The organism is Extensimonas perlucida, assembly GCF_007655255.1.
Lineage (GTDB): Bacteria > Pseudomonadota > Gammaproteobacteria > Burkholderiales > Burkholderiaceae_C > Extensimonas > Extensimonas perlucida.
This window is the reverse complement of the sequence record NZ_VMYE01000003.1, coordinates 55,898-71,873: the sequence shown is the minus strand read 5'-3', so window position 1 is coordinate 71,873 and position 15,976 is coordinate 55,898. Positions and strand designations below refer to the sequence as shown.

17 protein-coding genes are annotated in these 15,976 nt (G+C 65.5%); 7 read left to right on the top strand and 10 right to left on the bottom strand.

Translation table 11 applies throughout. The annotated features are described in order from the left end of the window. Nucleotides 1-4 precede the first annotated feature (4 nt). The 4 genes from FK527_RS04275 to FK527_RS04260 all read left to right on the top strand — a co-directional run bounded on the left by FK527_RS04275 (nucleotide 5) and on the right by FK527_RS04260 (nucleotide 5,184). Nucleotides 5-286 (top strand): hypothetical protein, encoded by a 282-nt coding sequence (locus FK527_RS04275; RefSeq protein WP_186298388.1) that lies wholly within the window; start codon nucleotides 5-7, stop codon nucleotides 284-286. A 78-nt stretch (nucleotides 287-364) separates the two neighbouring features. Further along, nucleotides 365-2,713, top strand: coding sequence for an ATP-dependent DNA helicase DinG (gene dinG, locus FK527_RS04270; RefSeq protein ID WP_144730232.1), 2,349 nt, complete (start codon nucleotides 365-367; stop codon nucleotides 2,711-2,713). Between the two features lie 581 nt (nucleotides 2,714-3,294). Next, nucleotides 3,295-3,975 carry a 3'-5' exonuclease gene (locus tag FK527_RS04265; protein ID WP_144730229.1) on the top strand — a complete coding sequence of 227 codons (681 nt, stop codon included), beginning with the start codon at nucleotides 3,295-3,297 and terminating at the stop codon, nucleotides 3,973-3,975. An 84-nt stretch (nucleotides 3,976-4,059) separates the two neighbouring features. Further along, nucleotides 4,060-5,184: a 3-deoxy-7-phosphoheptulonate synthase gene (locus tag FK527_RS04260; RefSeq protein ID WP_144730226.1), complete on the top strand. Its 1,125-nt coding sequence runs from the start codon at nucleotides 4,060-4,062 to the stop codon at nucleotides 5,182-5,184. Nucleotides 5,185-5,259: 75 nt separating this feature from the next. Here the strand turns inward: FK527_RS04260 and FK527_RS04255 are convergent, their stop codons facing one another. The 9 genes from FK527_RS04255 to FK527_RS04215 all read right to left on the bottom strand — a co-directional run bounded on the left by FK527_RS04255 (nucleotide 5,260) and on the right by FK527_RS04215 (nucleotide 11,751). After that, nucleotides 5,260-5,811 carry an OmpW/AlkL family protein gene (locus FK527_RS04255; protein WP_144730223.1) on the bottom strand — a complete coding sequence of 184 codons (552 nt, stop codon included), beginning with the start codon at nucleotides 5,809-5,811 and terminating at the stop codon, nucleotides 5,260-5,262. Between the two features lie 242 nt (nucleotides 5,812-6,053). Next, nucleotides 6,054-6,914, bottom strand: coding sequence for a 2-hydroxy-6-oxo-6-phenylhexa-2,4-dienoate hydrolase (bphD, locus tag FK527_RS04250; RefSeq protein ID WP_144730220.1), 861 nt, complete (start codon nucleotides 6,912-6,914; stop codon nucleotides 6,054-6,056). A gap of 31 nt (nucleotides 6,915-6,945) precedes the next feature. Beyond that, a complete protein-coding gene (gene bphC, locus FK527_RS04245; protein WP_246072668.1) occupies nucleotides 6,946-7,812 on the bottom strand; it encodes a biphenyl-2,3-diol 1,2-dioxygenase in 867 nt (288 codons plus the stop codon). A gap of 27 nt (nucleotides 7,813-7,839) precedes the next feature. Further along, nucleotides 7,840-8,670, bottom strand: coding sequence for a cis-2,3-dihydrobiphenyl-2,3-diol dehydrogenase (gene bphB / locus FK527_RS04240; protein ID WP_144730214.1), 831 nt, complete (start codon nucleotides 8,668-8,670; stop codon nucleotides 7,840-7,842). Between the two features lie 18 nt (nucleotides 8,671-8,688). After that, a complete protein-coding gene (locus tag FK527_RS04235; protein WP_144730211.1) occupies nucleotides 8,689-9,018 on the bottom strand; it encodes a non-heme iron oxygenase ferredoxin subunit in 330 nt (109 codons plus the stop codon). A gap of 17 nt (nucleotides 9,019-9,035) precedes the next feature. Beyond that, nucleotides 9,036-9,596 carry a 3-phenylpropionate/cinnamic acid dioxygenase subunit beta gene (locus tag FK527_RS04230; RefSeq protein WP_144730208.1) on the bottom strand — a complete coding sequence of 187 codons (561 nt, stop codon included), beginning with the start codon at nucleotides 9,594-9,596 and terminating at the stop codon, nucleotides 9,036-9,038. A gap of 103 nt (nucleotides 9,597-9,699) precedes the next feature. After that, the gene (locus FK527_RS04225; RefSeq protein WP_144730205.1) at nucleotides 9,700-11,079 is read right to left on the bottom strand and encodes an aromatic ring-hydroxylating dioxygenase subunit alpha; all 1,380 of its coding nucleotides are present in this window, start codon (nucleotides 11,077-11,079) and stop codon (nucleotides 9,700-9,702) included. Nucleotides 11,080-11,143: 64 nt separating this feature from the next. After that, the gene (locus FK527_RS04220) at nucleotides 11,144-11,554 is read right to left on the bottom strand and encodes a BphX family protein (RefSeq protein WP_144730202.1); all 411 of its coding nucleotides are present in this window, start codon (nucleotides 11,552-11,554) and stop codon (nucleotides 11,144-11,146) included. Next, on the bottom strand, nucleotides 11,551-11,751 hold the full coding sequence (locus FK527_RS04215) for a hypothetical protein (RefSeq protein ID WP_144730199.1): 201 nt from the start codon (nucleotides 11,749-11,751) through the stop codon (nucleotides 11,551-11,553). The genes FK527_RS04220 and FK527_RS04215 overlap by 4 nt, the downstream gene beginning before the upstream one ends. Before the next feature lie 19 nt (nucleotides 11,752-11,770). On the opposite strand from FK527_RS04215, the gene FK527_RS04210 reads away from it, so the two are divergent. The 3 genes from FK527_RS04210 (at nucleotide 11,771) to FK527_RS04200 (ending at nucleotide 14,970) form a co-directional block, all read left to right on the top strand. Then, a complete protein-coding gene (locus tag FK527_RS04210; RefSeq protein ID WP_144730195.1) occupies nucleotides 11,771-12,478 on the top strand; it encodes a GntR family transcriptional regulator in 708 nt (235 codons plus the stop codon). A 53-nt stretch (nucleotides 12,479-12,531) separates the two neighbouring features. Next, a complete protein-coding gene (locus FK527_RS04205) occupies nucleotides 12,532-13,758 on the top strand; it encodes an NAD(P)/FAD-dependent oxidoreductase (RefSeq protein WP_144730192.1) in 1,227 nt (408 codons plus the stop codon). A 129-nt stretch (nucleotides 13,759-13,887) separates the two neighbouring features. Further along, complete coding sequence (locus FK527_RS04200; protein WP_144730189.1) at nucleotides 13,888-14,970, top strand: TRAP transporter substrate-binding protein; 1,083 nt, start codon at nucleotides 13,888-13,890, stop codon at nucleotides 14,968-14,970. Between the two features lie 19 nt (nucleotides 14,971-14,989). Here the strand turns inward: FK527_RS04200 and FK527_RS04195 are convergent, their stop codons facing one another. Then, nucleotides 14,990-15,940 (bottom strand): DMT family transporter, encoded by a 951-nt coding sequence (locus FK527_RS04195; protein WP_144730186.1) that lies wholly within the window; start codon nucleotides 15,938-15,940, stop codon nucleotides 14,990-14,992. Nucleotides 15,941-15,976 lie beyond the last annotated feature (36 nt).

Genomic DNA, 15,976 nt, shown 5'->3' with positions numbered 1-15,976 from the left:
AGTCTTGAGCATCGCTCTCGTCGCGCTGGCGCTGGCCTATGTGCTGTGGCGCTGGCTGCCGGCCCGCTGGCGCGCGCGGCTGGCGCGCCTGCACCCGCGCCTTGCGCGTGCGCTGCCGGCGCCGTCCGGCTGCGGCGGGTGCAGCAGCTGCGCGCCGGGCTGCGCCAGCACGCGCGTCGGCGCCGCCCAACCGCCCGCTGGCGTGGCGCAGGAAGCCGTGGTGCAGATGCCGCGCTCGCGCCGGGCGGAGACGGACATGGACATGGGCCCCTCGGCGGGGGCATGAGCGGCGCCAAACGCGTGCAATCCTCGGCTGCCGCGCACGGCGCAGGGCTGCGTCGCCATCCGTGCCACACTCTCGCCCATGTCTTCCAGTGAATGGGCCGCTGCGGCCCTGCAGTCGTTCGATGCGGTGGTGCAGGCCACCGAGGGTTTTCGCAGCCGCGCGGGGCAGCGGCGCATGGCCGAGGAGGTGGCGCACGTGTTCAGCGTGGCCACGCTGGGCAAGGGCCCGGGCGCCGAATCCGAGGCTGCGCCCGATCAGGTGCCAGCCAATGAATCTGCCGCCGTGGAATCTGCGGCCGGGAGCGGTGCCAACCCAGGTCGTTCGATCGCCGTGATCCAGGCGGGCACGGGCGTGGGCAAGTCGCTCGCGTATGGCGCGCCTGCGGTGGCGCTGGCGCTGGCGCGCAACACGCGCGTGCTGATCTCCACGGCCACGGTGGCGCTGCAGGAGCAGCTCGTGCACAAGGACTTGCCGGCGCTGGCCGCGCGCCTGCCGCAGCCCTTCAAGTTCGCGCTCGCCAAGGGGCGCGGGCGCTATGTGTGCCAGCTCAAGCTCGACCGGCTCGCGGCGCCGATGGGGGCTGCGGGCGTGGCGGAGGACGACTTCTTTCCCGACGAGGAGGCCGCCGCGCGTGCGGCCGAGCCCCACCACGCGGCCGAGGCGCGCCAGCAGTTCTACGCCACGCTGGCGCAATCGCTCGCGCGCGGCAGCTGGGACGGCGACCGCGACGCCCTCGATCCGCCGCCCGAGGCCGAGCTCTGGGCGCCCGTGGCGGCCGAGGCGGCCTCGTGCACGGGCAAATACTGTCCGGCGTTCGCGCACTGCAGCTATTTCGAAAAGCGCAAGGAGCTCGTGGGCGCGCAGGTGATCGTGGTGAACCACGACTTGCTGCTGTCGTCGCTGGGCTCGCGCACGCTGCCCGAGCTGCACAACTGCTTGCTGGTGCTCGACGAGGCGCACCACCTGCCCGCCACGGCGCTGAGCCAGTTCGCGAGCAGCATGGACTTGAGCCGGCTGGGCTGGATAGAGCGGCTCACGAGCCGCGCGCTGCGCGTGGCCACGCTGGTGGAGGTGCCGCAGCTCGCCGAGCTGCCGCGCCACGCAGCGCAGCTGCGCCAGGGTGCGCAGGACTTCGGGCGCTGCGTGCTCGACCACTACGGCGCGGCGCTGCGCCCGGCCACTCAGGGCGCATCCGCCGGGCCGGGCCGGGCTTGGGGCGAGGGCTGGAGCAGCGCGCGCGTGCGCGTGCCGCGCGGCGTGCTGCCCGAGGCGCTCATCGAGCCCTTGAACCGCCTGGCCACCAGCGCGGCGCAGTACCTGGATTGCCTGAGCGCCGTCGCGCAGGCGCTGCGCGAGGCCATACGCGAACGTCCAAAGGAGGCGCGCACGCTGTCGCTGCTGTACGCGCAGGTTGGCACGCTGGCGCCGCGGCTCGAAGGGCTGCATGCCTGCGCGCAGGCGCTGCTGCTGGAAACGCCGGCGCAGCGGGTGCAGCGGACGCAAGGCATGGAGAGGGCGCAGGGCACCTCAGCCAATGCCGGGCCCGACGCTGCCGCGGGCGGCGAACCTGCGGCGGCCCCTTGCGCCAAATGGTTCACGCTCGAAGGCGCGGGCGACTTTGCCGTGCTGCGCGCGCACGCCAGCCCCATCCTGCCGGGGCCCATGCTCAAGGCGCGGCTGTGGAGCGAGGTGCGCGCCGCGGTGCTCACCTCGGCCACGCTCACGAGCTGCGGACAGTTCGACTTCTTTCTGCGCGAAGCAGGCCTGCACGGCGACGTGGCGGTGCGCACGCTCGAAGTGCCCAGCCCGTTCGACTACAGCACGCAGGGCACGCTGATCGCCGCCGAAACGCGCGCCGACCCGCGCGACGCGCGCGCCTACGGTGCCGAGATGGTCGATGCGCTGCTGCACGACCTCGTGCACGTGCAGGCCGGCGCACTCGTGCTGTTCACCTCGCGCGAGCAAATGCGCCTTGCCGTGGAGGCGCTGCCCACCGCCTTGCGCGGCGTGGTGCTTGTGCAAAACACGCTGCCGCGCGCGCAGCTGCTCGTGCGCCACCGCACGCGCGTGGCCGCGGGCGAGCCGTCCATCATCTTCGGCATGCAGTCCTTCGGCGAAGGGCTGGACTTGCCGGGGCGGCTGTGCGAATCGGTGTTCATCGCCAAGCTGCCCTTCGCCCCGCCCGATGACCCCGTGGGCGAAGCGCGCGCCGAGTGGCTGCGCGCCGTGGGGCGCGACCCCTTCAGCGAACTCGTGGTACCCGCCACGGCCATCCGCCTCGCGCAGTGGGTGGGCCGCGCGATCCGCACCGAGCAAGACCAGGCGCATGTCTATTGCTACGACCGCCGCCTCACCCGCACCGCCTACGGCCAGCGCTTGCTCCAGGGCCTGCCGCCCTTTGCGCTGGAGCAGCGCGCGGCGGGGTGAGGGCGGGGGGCGGTGCGTGCTCTTTGTGTGATAGCTGCTTGCGCTTGATGGTTCTGCATGAAAGGCATATTTGGCCGTGATTTTCAGCCGAGGCATGTTTCGTTTTCATGCCGACGCAAGCCTCTCAGGAAATTGGAATCTGACCCCAATTTATCGCCGCACCATACTCTGGGCCAGATAATTCGAATCTGACCCCAATTTCCGAGCTAAAAAGGCCGAGCGCAGCGAAGGCCCGTGCGGTATCCCCACCCTTCTGTATGCGCCGAGGAGCGCAGCGCCCGGCGGGAAAAGGGCGCGCGATGTTTGAGCGCAGCGAGTTTCGCGCGACCCCGCCGGGTGCGAGCACCGCAGGTTGCCCTGACCGCCGCGAGGCGGGCAGGGACGCAGACAGCAGGGTCGCCTTCTTTTGCCTTCTTTTCTTGGCGAGACAAGAAAAGAAGGTGCGCCGCCGGGCGCAACTCCCGGCACCCGCCCTTTGCCCCTTCACCTTCGCAAATAATTGGAATCTGACCCCAATTACCAATCGCTTCATCACCCGCCGCCAGAAATTAGAATCTGACCCCAATTTCCTCATTAACACCATGCCACACCGTATCGCCGTCCTCGACTTCGAAACCACGGGCATGGCGCCCGGCGAAGGGGCGCGGGCGACCGAGCTGGGGCTGGTGTTGCTCGAAGGCGGGCGCGTGGTGGAGCGCTTTCAGAGCCTGATGCGCAGCGGCGCCTGGGTGTCGCCGTTCATCACGCAGCTCACGGGCATCACGCAGGCCATGGTCGATGCAGCGCCACCGGCGGCCGAGGTGATGCGCGAGGCGGCGCGGCTCGTGCAGGGCGTGCCCCTGGTCGCGCACAATGCCGCGTTCGACCGCAAGTTCTGGCAGCACGAGCTCGCGCTGGCCGGGCTCGCGGCGCCGCAGCCCTTCGTGTGCACGGTGCTGCTCGCGCGGCGCCTGTACCCGCAAGCGGGCAGCCACAGCCTGGGCAACTTGGCTACGTATCTGCAGCTGCCGGCCACGGGCCGGGCGCACCGCGCGCTTGCCGACGCCGAAATGGCCGCCGCGCTGCTCACGCGCATACAGCACGACTTGCGCACGCGCTGGAGCGTGGCGCAGCCGGACTTTGGCACGCTGCAGCAATTGCAGCGCCTCGCGCGGCCTGCGGTGCAGCGCTGGCTCCTGCGCCAGGCGGCGGGGGAGGGTGCAGGTGCTGGTGCGGACGAGGCTGTGGATGCTGCTGAGAAAATGAGCAAAAGTCGCACCTGATTCAATAGCTGCTTGCGCATGCTAATCAAGCGCTAGAGGTAATTTTCTTTCGTAAAAATCAATCCTGAATTCATAGCAACCACCATGAGCCCCCACGTCCTCCCCAGCGCCGCCCCGCTTTCCACGCACGACCACACGCGCACCGACGACACGCGCATCAAGGCCGTGCGCCCCTTGATCACGCCGGCGCTGCTGCAGGAGTGGCTGCCCGCGCCCGAGGCCGCGCAGCAGCGCGTGGAGCAAAGCCGCGCCGCGATCTCGCGCGTGTTGCATGGGCAGGACGATCGGCTCGTGGTCGTGGTCGGGCCCTGCTCCATCCACGACCACGACCAGGCGCTTGACTACGCACGCGCGCTGCAGGGCGAGGCCCAGGCGCTGCAGGATGCGCTGCTCGTCGTGATGCGCGTGTATTTCGAAAAGCCGCGCACCACGGTGGGTTGGAAGGGCTACATCAACGACCCGCACCTCGACGGCAGCTTTGCCATCAACGAGGGGCTGGAGATGGCGCGCCGGCTGCTGCTCGACGTGCTCGCGCTGGGCCTGCCCGTGGGCACGGAGTTTCTCGACCTGCTGAGCCCGCAGTTCATCAGCGATCTGGTGAGCTGGGGCGCGATCGGCGCGCGCACGACCGAAAGCCAGAGCCATCGCCAGCTCGCGAGCGGCCTCTCGTGCCCCGTGGGCTTCAAGAACGGCACCGACGGCGGCGTGAAGGTGGCCGTCGATGCCATTCTCGCCGCGCAGGCGCCGCACGCGTTCATGGGCATGACCAAGATGGGGCAGGCCGCGATTTTCGAGACGCGCGGCAATGCAGATTGCCACGTGATCCTGCGCGGCGGCAGGCAGCCCAACTACGGCCCCGCCGACGTGGACGTCGCGTGCCAGCTGCTGCAGGCCGCAGGGCTGCGCCCGCAGGTGATGATAGATGTCTCGCACGCCAACAGCCTCAAGCAGCACCAGCGCCAGATCGCGGTCGCGGCCGAGGTGGCGCAGCAAATCGCCGGGGGCGACGCGCGCATCATGGGCGTGATGATAGAAAGCCACCTGCACGAAGGCCGCCAGGACATCGTGCCCGGCGAGCCGCTGCGCCACGGCGTGTCGGTGACCGACGCCTGCATAGGCTGGGCGCAGACCGTGCCCGTGCTGCGCGGGCTGGCCGATGCCGTGCGCGCGCGCCGTGCGCACAAAACAACGGGTGGGAGCCGGGGATAAGCCCGCATCTGCAAGGGGCGGCGCTGCGCCGTGCGCTGGACGCACGCGCGCAGGCGCCCCGGCGCAGGAGCCGCGTCAAAACTGCTTGCGGATCGCGAGAAAGCTCACCAGCGGGTCCAGGCGTACCGAGGCCGTGACCGGTGCGCCGCCCATGGCGGGTACGGTGCCGGTGGCGTTGGTCTTGAGGTACACCTTCTGCAGCGTCAAGGTGAGGCTGTAGCCGTCACGCAAGGGCCAGTCGGCGCCGACGATGAAAGCGCCGCCAAAGGCGTTGTCCACCTTGAGATTTTGCAGTGCACCCGTGCTGGTGCTGAATACCTTGAGGTAGCTCATGCCACCGCCGAAGAATGGGCGGATCGGCCCCCACATGCCAGGTGAATAGTTGAGGGTGAGAATTGCCGGCCCGCCCTTGACGCCACCGAGGCGCCCCAGCGGCCCGAGATTGCCTGTGCCAGAGAGGTCCGTCTTGACGGGGGTGCCGATGTCCAGGCGCGCCGTCCAGTTGGGGGTGAAAGAATAGGTGATTTCCAGGCCCAATACGTTGTCGCTGCTGGCGTGCACCCCGGCACCGGGCCCGGGCCCGCCGGCGTAGAGGTCGGCCTTGGTGCTGAAGCCCATATGCACCATGCCCAGCGCCAGCGACCAGGGCGAAGTCTGGGCGTCAGGCGCGGTTTGCGCGTGCGCGTTTCCAAGCAGTGCGGCGCAGGCCAATGGGAGCAGTGTGCGGGAAAAGGTTTGATCGAAGTCTCCTTGCGTTCTTGTGAGAAATGGCCCAAAGGGCCGGTTTTCATGGCAAAGCAGCAGCCCGCCTCCCCCGAGGGAGGGCGTGGTCTACAGCTTTCGCTCTGAGGAAAAAAGGGAAACGGCGCTCAGCCGTTGGCCAGGAAGTCAAGCGTCAGCCGGTTGAAGGCGTCCGCATGCTCCCACTGCGCCCAGTGGCCACAGCGCGGGAAGACGTGCAGCTGCGCGTCCTGCATGTTCGCGAGCAGCTTGAGGCCATGGTCCAGCGGCACGAAGCGGTCATCGCGCCCCCAGGTGACCAGGGTCTTGGCCTTGATCTCGCCCAGGCGCGGCGACACGTCCGAGGCCGAGAGCGGCACTTTTTGCGCGCTCAGGATGAAGTTCTTCAGGTGCTCGGGGTTGCGCTGGATGTTGGCCCAGCGCCCTTGCAGCAGTTCGTCGGTGATCAGGCTCTGGTCGAACACCAACACGTTGAGCATCTGCTTGAGCGTTTCGAGCGAGGGCTCGGCGTAGAGCTTGAACAGCAGCTTGATGCCCTCCATAGGCATGGGGTTGAACAGGCTGGCGCCCAGGCCGCCCGGCCCCATGAGGATCAATTTGCCGGTGCGCTCGGGGTATTCGAGCGCAAAGTTCAGTGCGCCCGTGCCGCCCATGGAGTTGCCCACGAGGTGCGCTTTATCAATACCCAGCGCGTCCATCATGCCCTTGACCGCGCGCGCGTTGACCAGGCCGCGCTGCTCGTCCATCACGACAGCATCGGACTTGTTGAAGCCCGGCGCGTCCGGCAGGATCACGCGGTAGCCGGCCGCGACGAAGGGGCCGATGTTGCGGTAGTAGTTGCTCCACCCCCCCGCTCCCGGTCCGCCTCCGTGCAGCATGATTACCGCTTCGCCCTGGCCTGCATCGTTGAGGTGAATGCGGAAGTTGGAGAGGCCTTTTTCGTTGATGGTGACGAATTTGCTCGTCGTGCTTTCGCTCAGTTCTGTCATGGGTATTTCCTAAAAAATTGAATGACGCGGTTCAGCGCTGGCCGCGTACCGACTTGTGACCCCACATGGAGGTGCGGTTGTGGCGCACCACCGTCCAGGAGGAATCCACCGTGCGCGGTCCCCAGCCGAACTCGACTTCGATCATGGGCGACGGCGTTTCGGCATAGAAGGAGATCGTATGGTCGTTGGTGTGGCGCCCGAGCAGGGAAGTGATGCGCCCGGCCGCGTCCAGCCGATCGAAGGCATAGCCCACGTCGTCTATGGTGTTGGCTTGCAGCATGAAATGGAGGATGCGCTTGGGGATTGGGAGGGCAGCCAGGGCGATCGTGTGGTGGCGCCCATTGCAGTGCAGGAAGTGCGCGGGCACGCTCATTTCCGGCCCCATCTTGATGTCGATGATGTCGGACAGCACAAAGCCCAGCACTTCGGTGTAGAACGCCATCGCCTTGGCGGTGTCGGGGACGCAGCGCACGAAATGCCCGATACCCTGGTCGCCTGTGACGAAGCCCGAAACGGGTGCGCTGGGCAGGAAGGGCTGGTCGAAGGTTTCTGCCGGGCCGTAGTAAATCTCGAGTGGCAGGCCGAAGGGGTCTTGCAGGCACAACAGGCCCATGACTTTGCGCTGCTGCATGAGCGCTTCGTCACCGCGGGTGAAGGCTACCCCTGCCTGGCGCAGCTTGTCGGCCATGCGCTCGAGCGCAGCGGCGTCATCCACTTCCAAGCCTGCGTAGGCTAGGTCGTCGAGTTCGCCCGGCTGCACGGCGATGCGCCAGGCACGCTGATCGGCACGGTACAGCGCAGCGTCGCCGGCAGCACCCGCCGCCATCAAACCCACGTTTTGCGTCAAAAAGTAGTCCCAGGCGGGTACGTCCTTGACGGCGAAGCCGAGGTAACCCAAACGTTCGATGTCATGTCTTCTCCTTGGTTATGAAAGCTGCAGTTTCTGCGGCAGGTCTTTGCCCCCGGCAGCCTCGAAAAAGCCGCGCACGCCCATGCCACCGTCATGGTTCAGCAGAGCGCCCGTGGTGGGGAAGGTGTCGCCGCGCGTGGCAAAGAACACATAGGCCCCGGTGTATTCCGCGGCCACGGGCATGCGGCCCACCGGCAGCACCGAGGCCAGCATGTCACCCAGCGGCACGCTGGAGATGGCCTGGTTGGCCATGCCCAGAGACGCCGGGCCGCGCAGGTCGGTGTTCATGCCGCCCGGCGCCACGCCATTGACGCGCACGTGCGGCGCCAGCTCGAAAGCGAGCTGACGCACCATACCGACGACGGCGTGTTTGGTGGCCGTGTAGAGCGGGCCGCCGCCGTTGGGATAAAAGCCGGCGTTCGAGATCGTGAAGACCACGCTGCCGCGGCTTTGCACCAAGGCGGGCAGGCAGGCCTTGACGGCGAGCAGGTAACCCTTGACGTTGATATGAAAGACCTCGTCGAAGGCGGCGTCGATCTTGTCGTCGGGGATGTCGACGAGCGGCATCGAATAGTCCCAGATACCCGCGTTGGGGATCAGGCAGTCGATCTTGCCGAAGGCCGCAAGGCATTCGCGCGCGGCCTTCTGGTGGTCGGCCAGCACGCGCACGTCGCCCTCTATGCCCAGCACTTTGGCGCCGTGCGCGGCCTGGAGCTCCTGGAGCCTGGCAGCCGACTTGTCGAGCACGGCCACGCGCGCGCCTTCGGCCACGAAGCGGTCCACGATGGCCCGGCCCAGGCCGGAGCCACCGCCCGTGACCAGGGCTACTTCATTGTTGAGTTTCATCTTGTTCTCGCTTTCGGTTCAGGCATGCAGCGCGGCTGCAGAAAAATCGACCAGCACGTCCCGCCCTTCGATGCGAATCGGATAAACCTTCAAGGGCTCGCAGGGCGGGGGCGACTTGACCTTGCCTGTGCGTACACAAAACTTTCCCATATGCAGGGAGCATTCCACGACATCGCCGTCGAGGTAGCCACCTTCGGACAGTGACCATTCACCATGGGTGCACTGGTCCTGCGTGGCAAAGAACTCACCATCGACATTGAAAATCGCCACCTTTTGCTCGTCATGGCTGACTTGCAAGGCTTCTCCGGGTGGAACCTCGTCCACGCTGCAGGCTTTGGTAAACGCCATCGTGCCGGTTCCTTTGTTCAGAAGAACATACTGAGGTTGTTCGCCGTGATCGTGCTCTGGTCGATCAGGATGGTGCGGCGCGCGATCTTGAATCCCAGGCCATCGCTGACACGGCGCAACACATCCCGGCGCTCGCCGACATAGGTGTCGGTCATGCGCTCCAAACGGTTGCGGTAGCAAAGAAACGCTGAACTCACCTCCAGCGTATTGGCATCTTCGGTTTGACGGACAATCACGTTGTTGATGATGTGACGGCTGCGTGATGGCGGATCTTCCGTCCAGTTCATTCCCGAAAGCCTTCCACGAATACGCGCGCGCAGGCGCTCATACGTCTCGTCAAAATGGGCATTGCCACCAGCGGGCACATATTCCAGCGCCTTGTCCCTGGATTGATGGGTAGTGCGGATCGGCATCCAGTAGTGGATATCCTTTTCCAGCAAGGCAAGCCATTCTTCGTAAGCCTGGTGATCCAGCAGTTGCGCTTCGCGGTAGTAAAACTGTTCAACAGCGTTTTGCAACTCAAGACTGACGGCCTTTGCCGGCCATTCAAAGGGTTTGAGCAAATCGGTGGATGTCATGGTTAGAGTCTCCTGAATTCATGTGTTGGGTAACTGGCATTCGCTGCTCTCACAGACAACCAGTCTCCAGTAAATTGTGGTCAATGGACGACGTTTATTCCAATTAAGGCTTGAGCGTGTCCCAGCTCGGTTCGGACATCATGCGAGCCCAGTGGTGGTAGAACCCGCGCGCGGCTTCTTCGCCATAGACATAACCGGTTTTTCCGGGGAAGTCCGGGTTGTTTTTGTTCGGCACACCGGCACCCATCTGGGCGCACAGAGGCGCGCTCTTGGCCATGTGGCCGCGCAGCACGCGCTGAACCTCGACCCAGTTTTCGCCATCGTCCTGCTCGAAGGTACCGCCCTGGTTGAAGGTGAAAATGTTCATCCGGCGGAATTCATCCTTGATGTCCTCGGGCGCGTCGGCATCCACCACGATGAAAGACCAGACTTCGATCTCATTGGGGCCGCGCGGGTGCCAGGTGCGAACCGTATTGACCCCGGGCAAGAAAGAGCAGGTCGGGAAAATGGTCATGTGCTGTAGCACCATGCGATGTGCAGGGAGCATTTTTCCCAGACGTTCTTTCGCACGCTCAGCGGCTGGCCCTTTGGTCCAGTAGTCAACAATCTTGGGACCTATGATGGCTTGCAAAAGTGCGAAATCGTCATTGAACCAGCCGGTCCCATGCCCGCCCCATTTGGCCCGGAACTGATTTCCGGTGACTGGCATCTTCACTTCGGACAATTCCATATCGGGCGGCAGGCTGGACACAACGCCCGCCACATGCGACATTGTGCCGGCGTGATACATGTCGCTGCAGAACTGCTCGGCGGCAAACTTCCAGTTGCAGGGGATCACCGTCTTTTGCATGCCGGTGATGACCTCGGTGCCCGCCTCGGTGCGGTCGAGCATCACGTCCATGTAGGGCATGGCGTCGCTCAGGTAGGTCTTGAGGTCGGGGGCTTGCGCGTCCCAGTTCGCGAAGATCAGGCCCTTGTAGGTTTCCACGCGCGCTTGCAGCGGGCCCCAGTCGGCCTTGTCGAAGCCGCAATCGCCTTCTTTCTGGTCGCAGAAAGCCTCTTTTTCGTAGGGCACGTTGACCAGATTACCGGCGATGTCATACGCCCAGCCGTGGTAGGTGCAGGTGAAGGCCTTGGCATTGCCTGCATCGGAGCGGCAAATGCGCATGCTACGGTGGCGGCATTGGTTCAGGAAGACTTTGATGCTGCCGTCCTTTTGCCGCACCATGATCACCGGGTCTTCGCCCATGTAGGTGGTCAGGTAGTCCCCAGTCTTGGGGATGTGGGCTTCATGCCCGAGCAGCAGCCAGGAGCGCGCAAAGACGCGCTCGAGCTCGATCTCGTAGAGATCCTGGTCTGCGTAGATGCGCGGGTCGATCAAGCCCTTGTCTTGATCGACCAGTGCGCGGATGGCTTCGTCCGTCCAGCGACGCTTGAACGTCATCGGCACGGCTTGCACTTCGCGTTCCGAATGTATTCCCATGATGCAGGTCTCCTTAAAAATACCCAAAACACCCAACGTTAAAAAACCCGGCGCATGCGCGCGCTCACCGGGCCGCCTTCACCACTGCACGCCTGGCGTACAGCGCCCAAACGATCCACAAGGGGTGGATCACCAAAGTCGTCAACCCGAAAGCCGTGGCCAGGTGGCTCCAGGTGATGCTGTAAAAATCCCACAAACCATCGACCAGCTCGGTGGCTATGACGATGTCGAACACGGCCAGGTAGCGCAGCGGGTCGCGCGTGCCCCACAAGGCCACGATGCCGATGGCGCCGAGCTGCAGACCCACGACGGCCCAGGCGTCACTGAGCAGCTGGAACGCCGGCGTGGCGGCATCGGGCGCAAAGCCCGGGTACATCTGGGCGAACAGCGAGGCCGAGGCAAACGGCAGCGTGCCCACCAGGTTGGCCAGATAGAAAAGACCCAGCGCCCACAGAAAAATGCGTCCTTGCTTCATGCGTGCTCCAGTGGTGATGATGGCTGGCGGGTGGTCTTCTGAACATCCGTTCGATGGTTGGTAATTATGATGAAAAATGTTTGTCTTGGAATTGGTGGAAACCCTAAGCAAATCTCGATATTTTTATTGTTACCATCAAAAACATTTTTCTTGGTGCTCGCTCTCTTCCCCGGTTGCAGGGGCGGGTGTTTTTCCACGCTGTGATCTCCTAAACCCATGCTCCACGACATAGCCTTTTCCGTTGCGTCCTCTGGGGCAGAGGACGCGCCGCGCACGCTGATAGAGACGGCCTACCACGGCCTGCGCCGCGCCATCATCGACGGCAAGCACGCGCCCAACGAGCCCTTGCGCGTCGAGCACTTGAAAAAGACTTACCAGGTCAGCGCCGGCACCTTGCGCGAGGCTTTGGCCTTGCTGGTGTCGGATGCGCTGGTGGTCACGCAGGGCTACCGCGGTTTCAAGGTGGCGCCGATGTTGCTGCAGGAGCTGGCCGACTTGTGCCGGGTGCGCACCTTGATCGAGTGCGAGGCCGTGCGCGAGAGCATGCAGCAGGGCAGGGACGACTGGGAGGCCGCGGTGGTGGCGGCTTACCACAAGCTCTCGCGTGCCGAGGAGCGGTTGGCCGTGGATGCGGTCGGCGCTTTCGACGAGTGGGAGGCGCGCAACCGTGAGTTTCATGAGGCCTTGATTTCCGCCTGCACGTCCGCATGGCTGTTGCGTCTTCGGGCCGTGCTGTATCAGCTTGCGGAGCGCTACCGGCGCCTGTCGGCCTTCGAAGGGGCGCGGATAGATGCTTTGCACAAAGAGCATGCCGAGATTTACGACGCCGTGCTGGGGCGCGACCTGGAGCGCACGACGGCGCTGCTGGGTCGGCATATCCGCCACGCATTCACGGTCATACGCGAGAGCAATCTGCTGAAATAGTCCGTTGTCAGGCTCCTAGTCACCTCCATCCATTCCTATCGAACGATCGCACCATGTCCCAAGAAGCATTGAAGTCCCCCATCGTGATCCTCGGCGCCGGCCTGGCTGCCGTCTCTTTTGCCAGCGAACTGCGCCAGGCCGGCTACGCAGGCCCGCTCACCGTGGTCGGCGACGAGGCCGAGCCGCCCTACGACCGTCCGCCCTTGTCCAAGGACTTCATGGGCCACGGCGACGCCGAAAAAATCCGCCTCGACTGCAAGCGCGCGCCCGAGGTCGAATGGCTGCTCGGCGTATCTGCGCTGTCGTTCGACCCGCAGGCGCACACGGTGGCGCTGGCGGACGGGCGCACGCTGCCCTACGGCACGCTGGTGCTGGCCACGGGCGCTGCGCCGCGCACGCTGCCCGCCTTGCAGGGCGCGCCCATGCCCGTGCACACGCTGCGCACGCTCGAGGATGCGCGCCGCATCCAGGCGGGGCTGCGCGCGCAGGCGCGGCTTTTGATCGTGGGCGGGGGCGTCATCGGGCTTGAACTCGCGGCCACGGCGCGCGCTGCGGGCGCCAGCGTGACGCTGGTCGAAACCCAGCCACGCCTGATGGGCCGCGCGGCCTCGCCCACGCTCTCGGACTTCGTTGCGCGCTACCACGCCGCGCAAGGGGTGGACTTGCGCTTTGGCCGCAGCGTCGCGGGCCTGGCCGAGGGCGCGGTGTTGCTCGACGACGGCACGCGCATCGCGGCCGACATGGTGGTCGTGGGCATAGGCGTGGTGCCCAACGACGCGCTCGCGCGCGCGGCCGGGCTGGCCTGTGACGACGGCATCTTCGTCGATGCCTTCGGGCGCACGACCTGCCCCGATGTCTATGCCGTAGGCGACGTGACGCGCCAGCGCAATCCCTTGAGTGGGCGCTTCGAGCGCATCGAAACCTGGTCGAACGCGCAAAACCAGGCCATCGCGGTGGCGCGCCACCTCGTCGATCCGGCCGCGCCCGCGTATGCGGAATTGCCGTGGTATTGGTCCGACCAGGGCGCGTTGCGCATCCAGGTGGCGGGGCTGGCGAGCGGCGACGAGGAAATTGTGCGCGGCGAGCTCTCCATCGATGCGCCCAAGTTCACGCTGATCGAGCTGCAAAAGGGCCGCATCGTGGGCGCCACCTGCGTGAACAATGCGCGCGACTTCGCGCCGCTGCGGCGCCTGCTCGCGGCCGGCGCACAGCCCGATCGCGCCGCGCTGGCCGACCCGGCCACCGATTTGCGCAAGCTCGCAGCCGCCGCGGGCGCTTGAGCGCCGCAGCGCCTGAGCGCGAGCGGCACGTAACTCAGGGAAAACCCGGGCGCCGGTGTGGCACGGCGTTTCTAGAATGAGAAAGCCCCCGTTTCTCGCGGGGCCATGCTCTATCTAGGAGACACATTCATGGATCGTCGTTCGCTCATCAAAAATGCCGGCATCGCCGGCATCCTCGCCGCGGGCGCGGCGCCTGCGGTGCATGCGCAGCCGGTCGTGCGCTGGCGCCTCGCGTCGAGCTTTCCGCGCTCGCTGGACATCGTGTACGGCTGCTCGGAGCTTTTTTCCAAAATGGTCAAGAGCATGTCGGGCGGCAAGTTCGAGATCAGCATCCACAGCCCCGGCGAGCTGATGCCGGCCTTTGGCGTGTTCGACGGCGTGCAAAGCGGCTCGGTCGAAATCTGCCACACCATGGGCTACTATTTTTATGGCAAGAACCCGGCGTTCGCGCTGAGCTCTTGCGTTCCTTTCGGCCTCAATTCGCGGCAGATGACGGCCTGGCTCATGCACGGCAACGGGCGCAAGCTCGTGAACGAGTTTTACGCGCAGTACGGCGTCACGAGCTTTTTCGGCGGCAACACGGGCACGCAGATGGGCGGCTGGTTTCGCAAGGAGATCAAGACGCCGGCCGACTTCAAGGGTCTGAAGATGCGCATGGGCGGCGGTCTGGTCGGCGAGGTGGTGCAAAAACTTGGTGCCGTGCCGCAGAACATCCCGGGCGGCGAGGTCTATACCGCGCTCGAAAAAGGCACCATAGACGCCGCCGAGTGGGTGGGCCCCTACGACGACCAGAAGCTCGGCTTCAACCGGGTGGCGCCGTATTACTACTACCCTGGCTGGTGGGAGGGTGGGCCGAACGTGGACTTGTTCGTCAACCAAAAGGCCCTCGCGGCGCTGCCCGACGAATACAAGACCATCCTCGAGGCGGCTTCGCTGTATCTGCACACCAACGTGCAGGCCAAGTACGACGCCTCGAACCCGGCCGCGCTCAAGCAGCTCGTCGCGGCCAAAACCAAAGTGCTGCCGTTTTCGCAGGCCATCATGGAAGCCTCATACAAGGCCTCGATGGAGGTGTTTGCCGAAAACGACGCCAAGAGCCCCGAGTGGCGCAAGATCTACGCTGACATGCGCGCCTTCCAGCGCGACCAGGTGCTGTGGTTCCGCTTTGCCGAGGCCTCGTTCGACGGCTTCATGTTCCGGCAAAAGCTCTGAATAGACCGGGGACGGGGGTTCAGCGGCGCGCTGCGCCAGTCGCACCCGCGGCGCGGCGCGCAGCGCGCGTACACACGTAGATCCCCCCGACGACGAGTGCCGTGCCTGCGGCCATCCATGGCGTAAAGGGCTCATCCAGAAGCCACACACCCATGAAGATGGTGGACAGCGGCCCCACCATGCCGATCTGCGCTGCCGCGCTCGCGCCTATGCGCTCTATGGCCATCATCATGAGCAGGATGGGCGCCGCAGTGCACAGCGTGGCGTTGAGCAGCGACAGCCACAGCACGGGCGTCGCGACGACGGCAGCCGCGAGCGGCCGCGTCAGCGCAAAGTGCAGCAGGCAGCACAGGCAGGCCACGGTGCTCGCCAGGCCCACGAGGCGCAGCGCGCCCAGCTGGCGTACCAGCGCGTCGCTGTGCACCAGGTACACGGCATAGCTGAGCGCGCTCAGCAGCACGAGCAGCGTGCCCCAGGCCACGTGCGCGCCCTGCACATGGGTTTCGAGGCCGAACACCAGCACCACGCCGCAGTAGCTGATGGCCATGCCCAGCAGTTGCCCCCAGCGAATGCCGCGGCCATAGACGATGCGCCCGAGCAGCATCACCAGCGTGGGGTTGAGGTAGAGGATGAGCCGCTCCAGGCCGGCGCTGATGTAGCGCAGCCCCTCGAAGTCCAGCAGGCTTGCGAGGTAGTAGCCTGTCACGCCGAGCGCGAGCACGCCCAGGCGCTCGCGCCCCGTCAGCCGCGGCCGGCCCCGGCCCGCCCACCAGGCCATCAGCACGAACAAGGGCAGCGCGAACAGCATGCGGTACATCAGCAGCGTGACGGCGTCGGCGCCGTGGCGATACGCGAGCTTGACGATGATCGCCTTGGCGCTGAAGCCAACCGCGCCGAGCAGCGCGAAAACGAAGCCGGATGCTATTTTATCGCTAGCTGCTTGCGCTTGCTGTATCTGGGCTGAGGGCACTTTTTGCTTCAGAATCGAATGGGATCGAGGGCAGCC

Coding starts and splice junctions, on each gene's coding strand:
- dinG (WP_144730232.1), top strand. CDS start 365: ATGTCTTCCAGTGAATGGGCCGCTGCGGCCCTGCAGTCGTTCGATGCG.
- FK527_RS04265 (WP_144730229.1), top strand. CDS start 3,295: ATGCCACACCGTATCGCCGTCCTCGACTTCGAAACCACGGGCATGGCG.
- FK527_RS04260 (WP_144730226.1), top strand. CDS start 4,060: ATGAGCCCCCACGTCCTCCCCAGCGCCGCCCCGCTTTCCACGCACGAC.
- FK527_RS04255 (WP_144730223.1), bottom strand. CDS start 5,811: ATGGTGCATATGGGCTTCAGCACCAAGGCCGACCTCTACGCCGGCGGG.
- bphD (WP_144730220.1), bottom strand. CDS start 6,914: ATGACAGAACTGAGCGAAAGCACGACGAGCAAATTCGTCACCATCAAC.
- bphB (WP_144730214.1), bottom strand. CDS start 8,670: ATGAAACTCAACAATGAAGTAGCCCTGGTCACGGGCGGTGGCTCCGGC.
- FK527_RS04235 (WP_144730211.1), bottom strand. CDS start 9,018: ATGGCGTTTACCAAAGCCTGCAGCGTGGACGAGGTTCCACCCGGAGAA.
- FK527_RS04230 (WP_144730208.1), bottom strand. CDS start 9,596: ATGACATCCACCGATTTGCTCAAACCCTTTGAATGGCCGGCAAAGGCC.
- FK527_RS04225 (WP_144730205.1), bottom strand. CDS start 11,079: ATGGGAATACATTCGGAACGCGAAGTGCAAGCCGTGCCGATGACGTTC.
- FK527_RS04220 (WP_144730202.1), bottom strand. CDS start 11,554: ATGAAGCAAGGACGCATTTTTCTGTGGGCGCTGGGTCTTTTCTATCTG.
- FK527_RS04210 (WP_144730195.1), top strand. CDS start 11,771: ATGCTCCACGACATAGCCTTTTCCGTTGCGTCCTCTGGGGCAGAGGAC.
- FK527_RS04205 (WP_144730192.1), top strand. CDS start 12,532: ATGTCCCAAGAAGCATTGAAGTCCCCCATCGTGATCCTCGGCGCCGGC.
- FK527_RS04200 (WP_144730189.1), top strand. CDS start 13,888: ATGGATCGTCGTTCGCTCATCAAAAATGCCGGCATCGCCGGCATCCTC.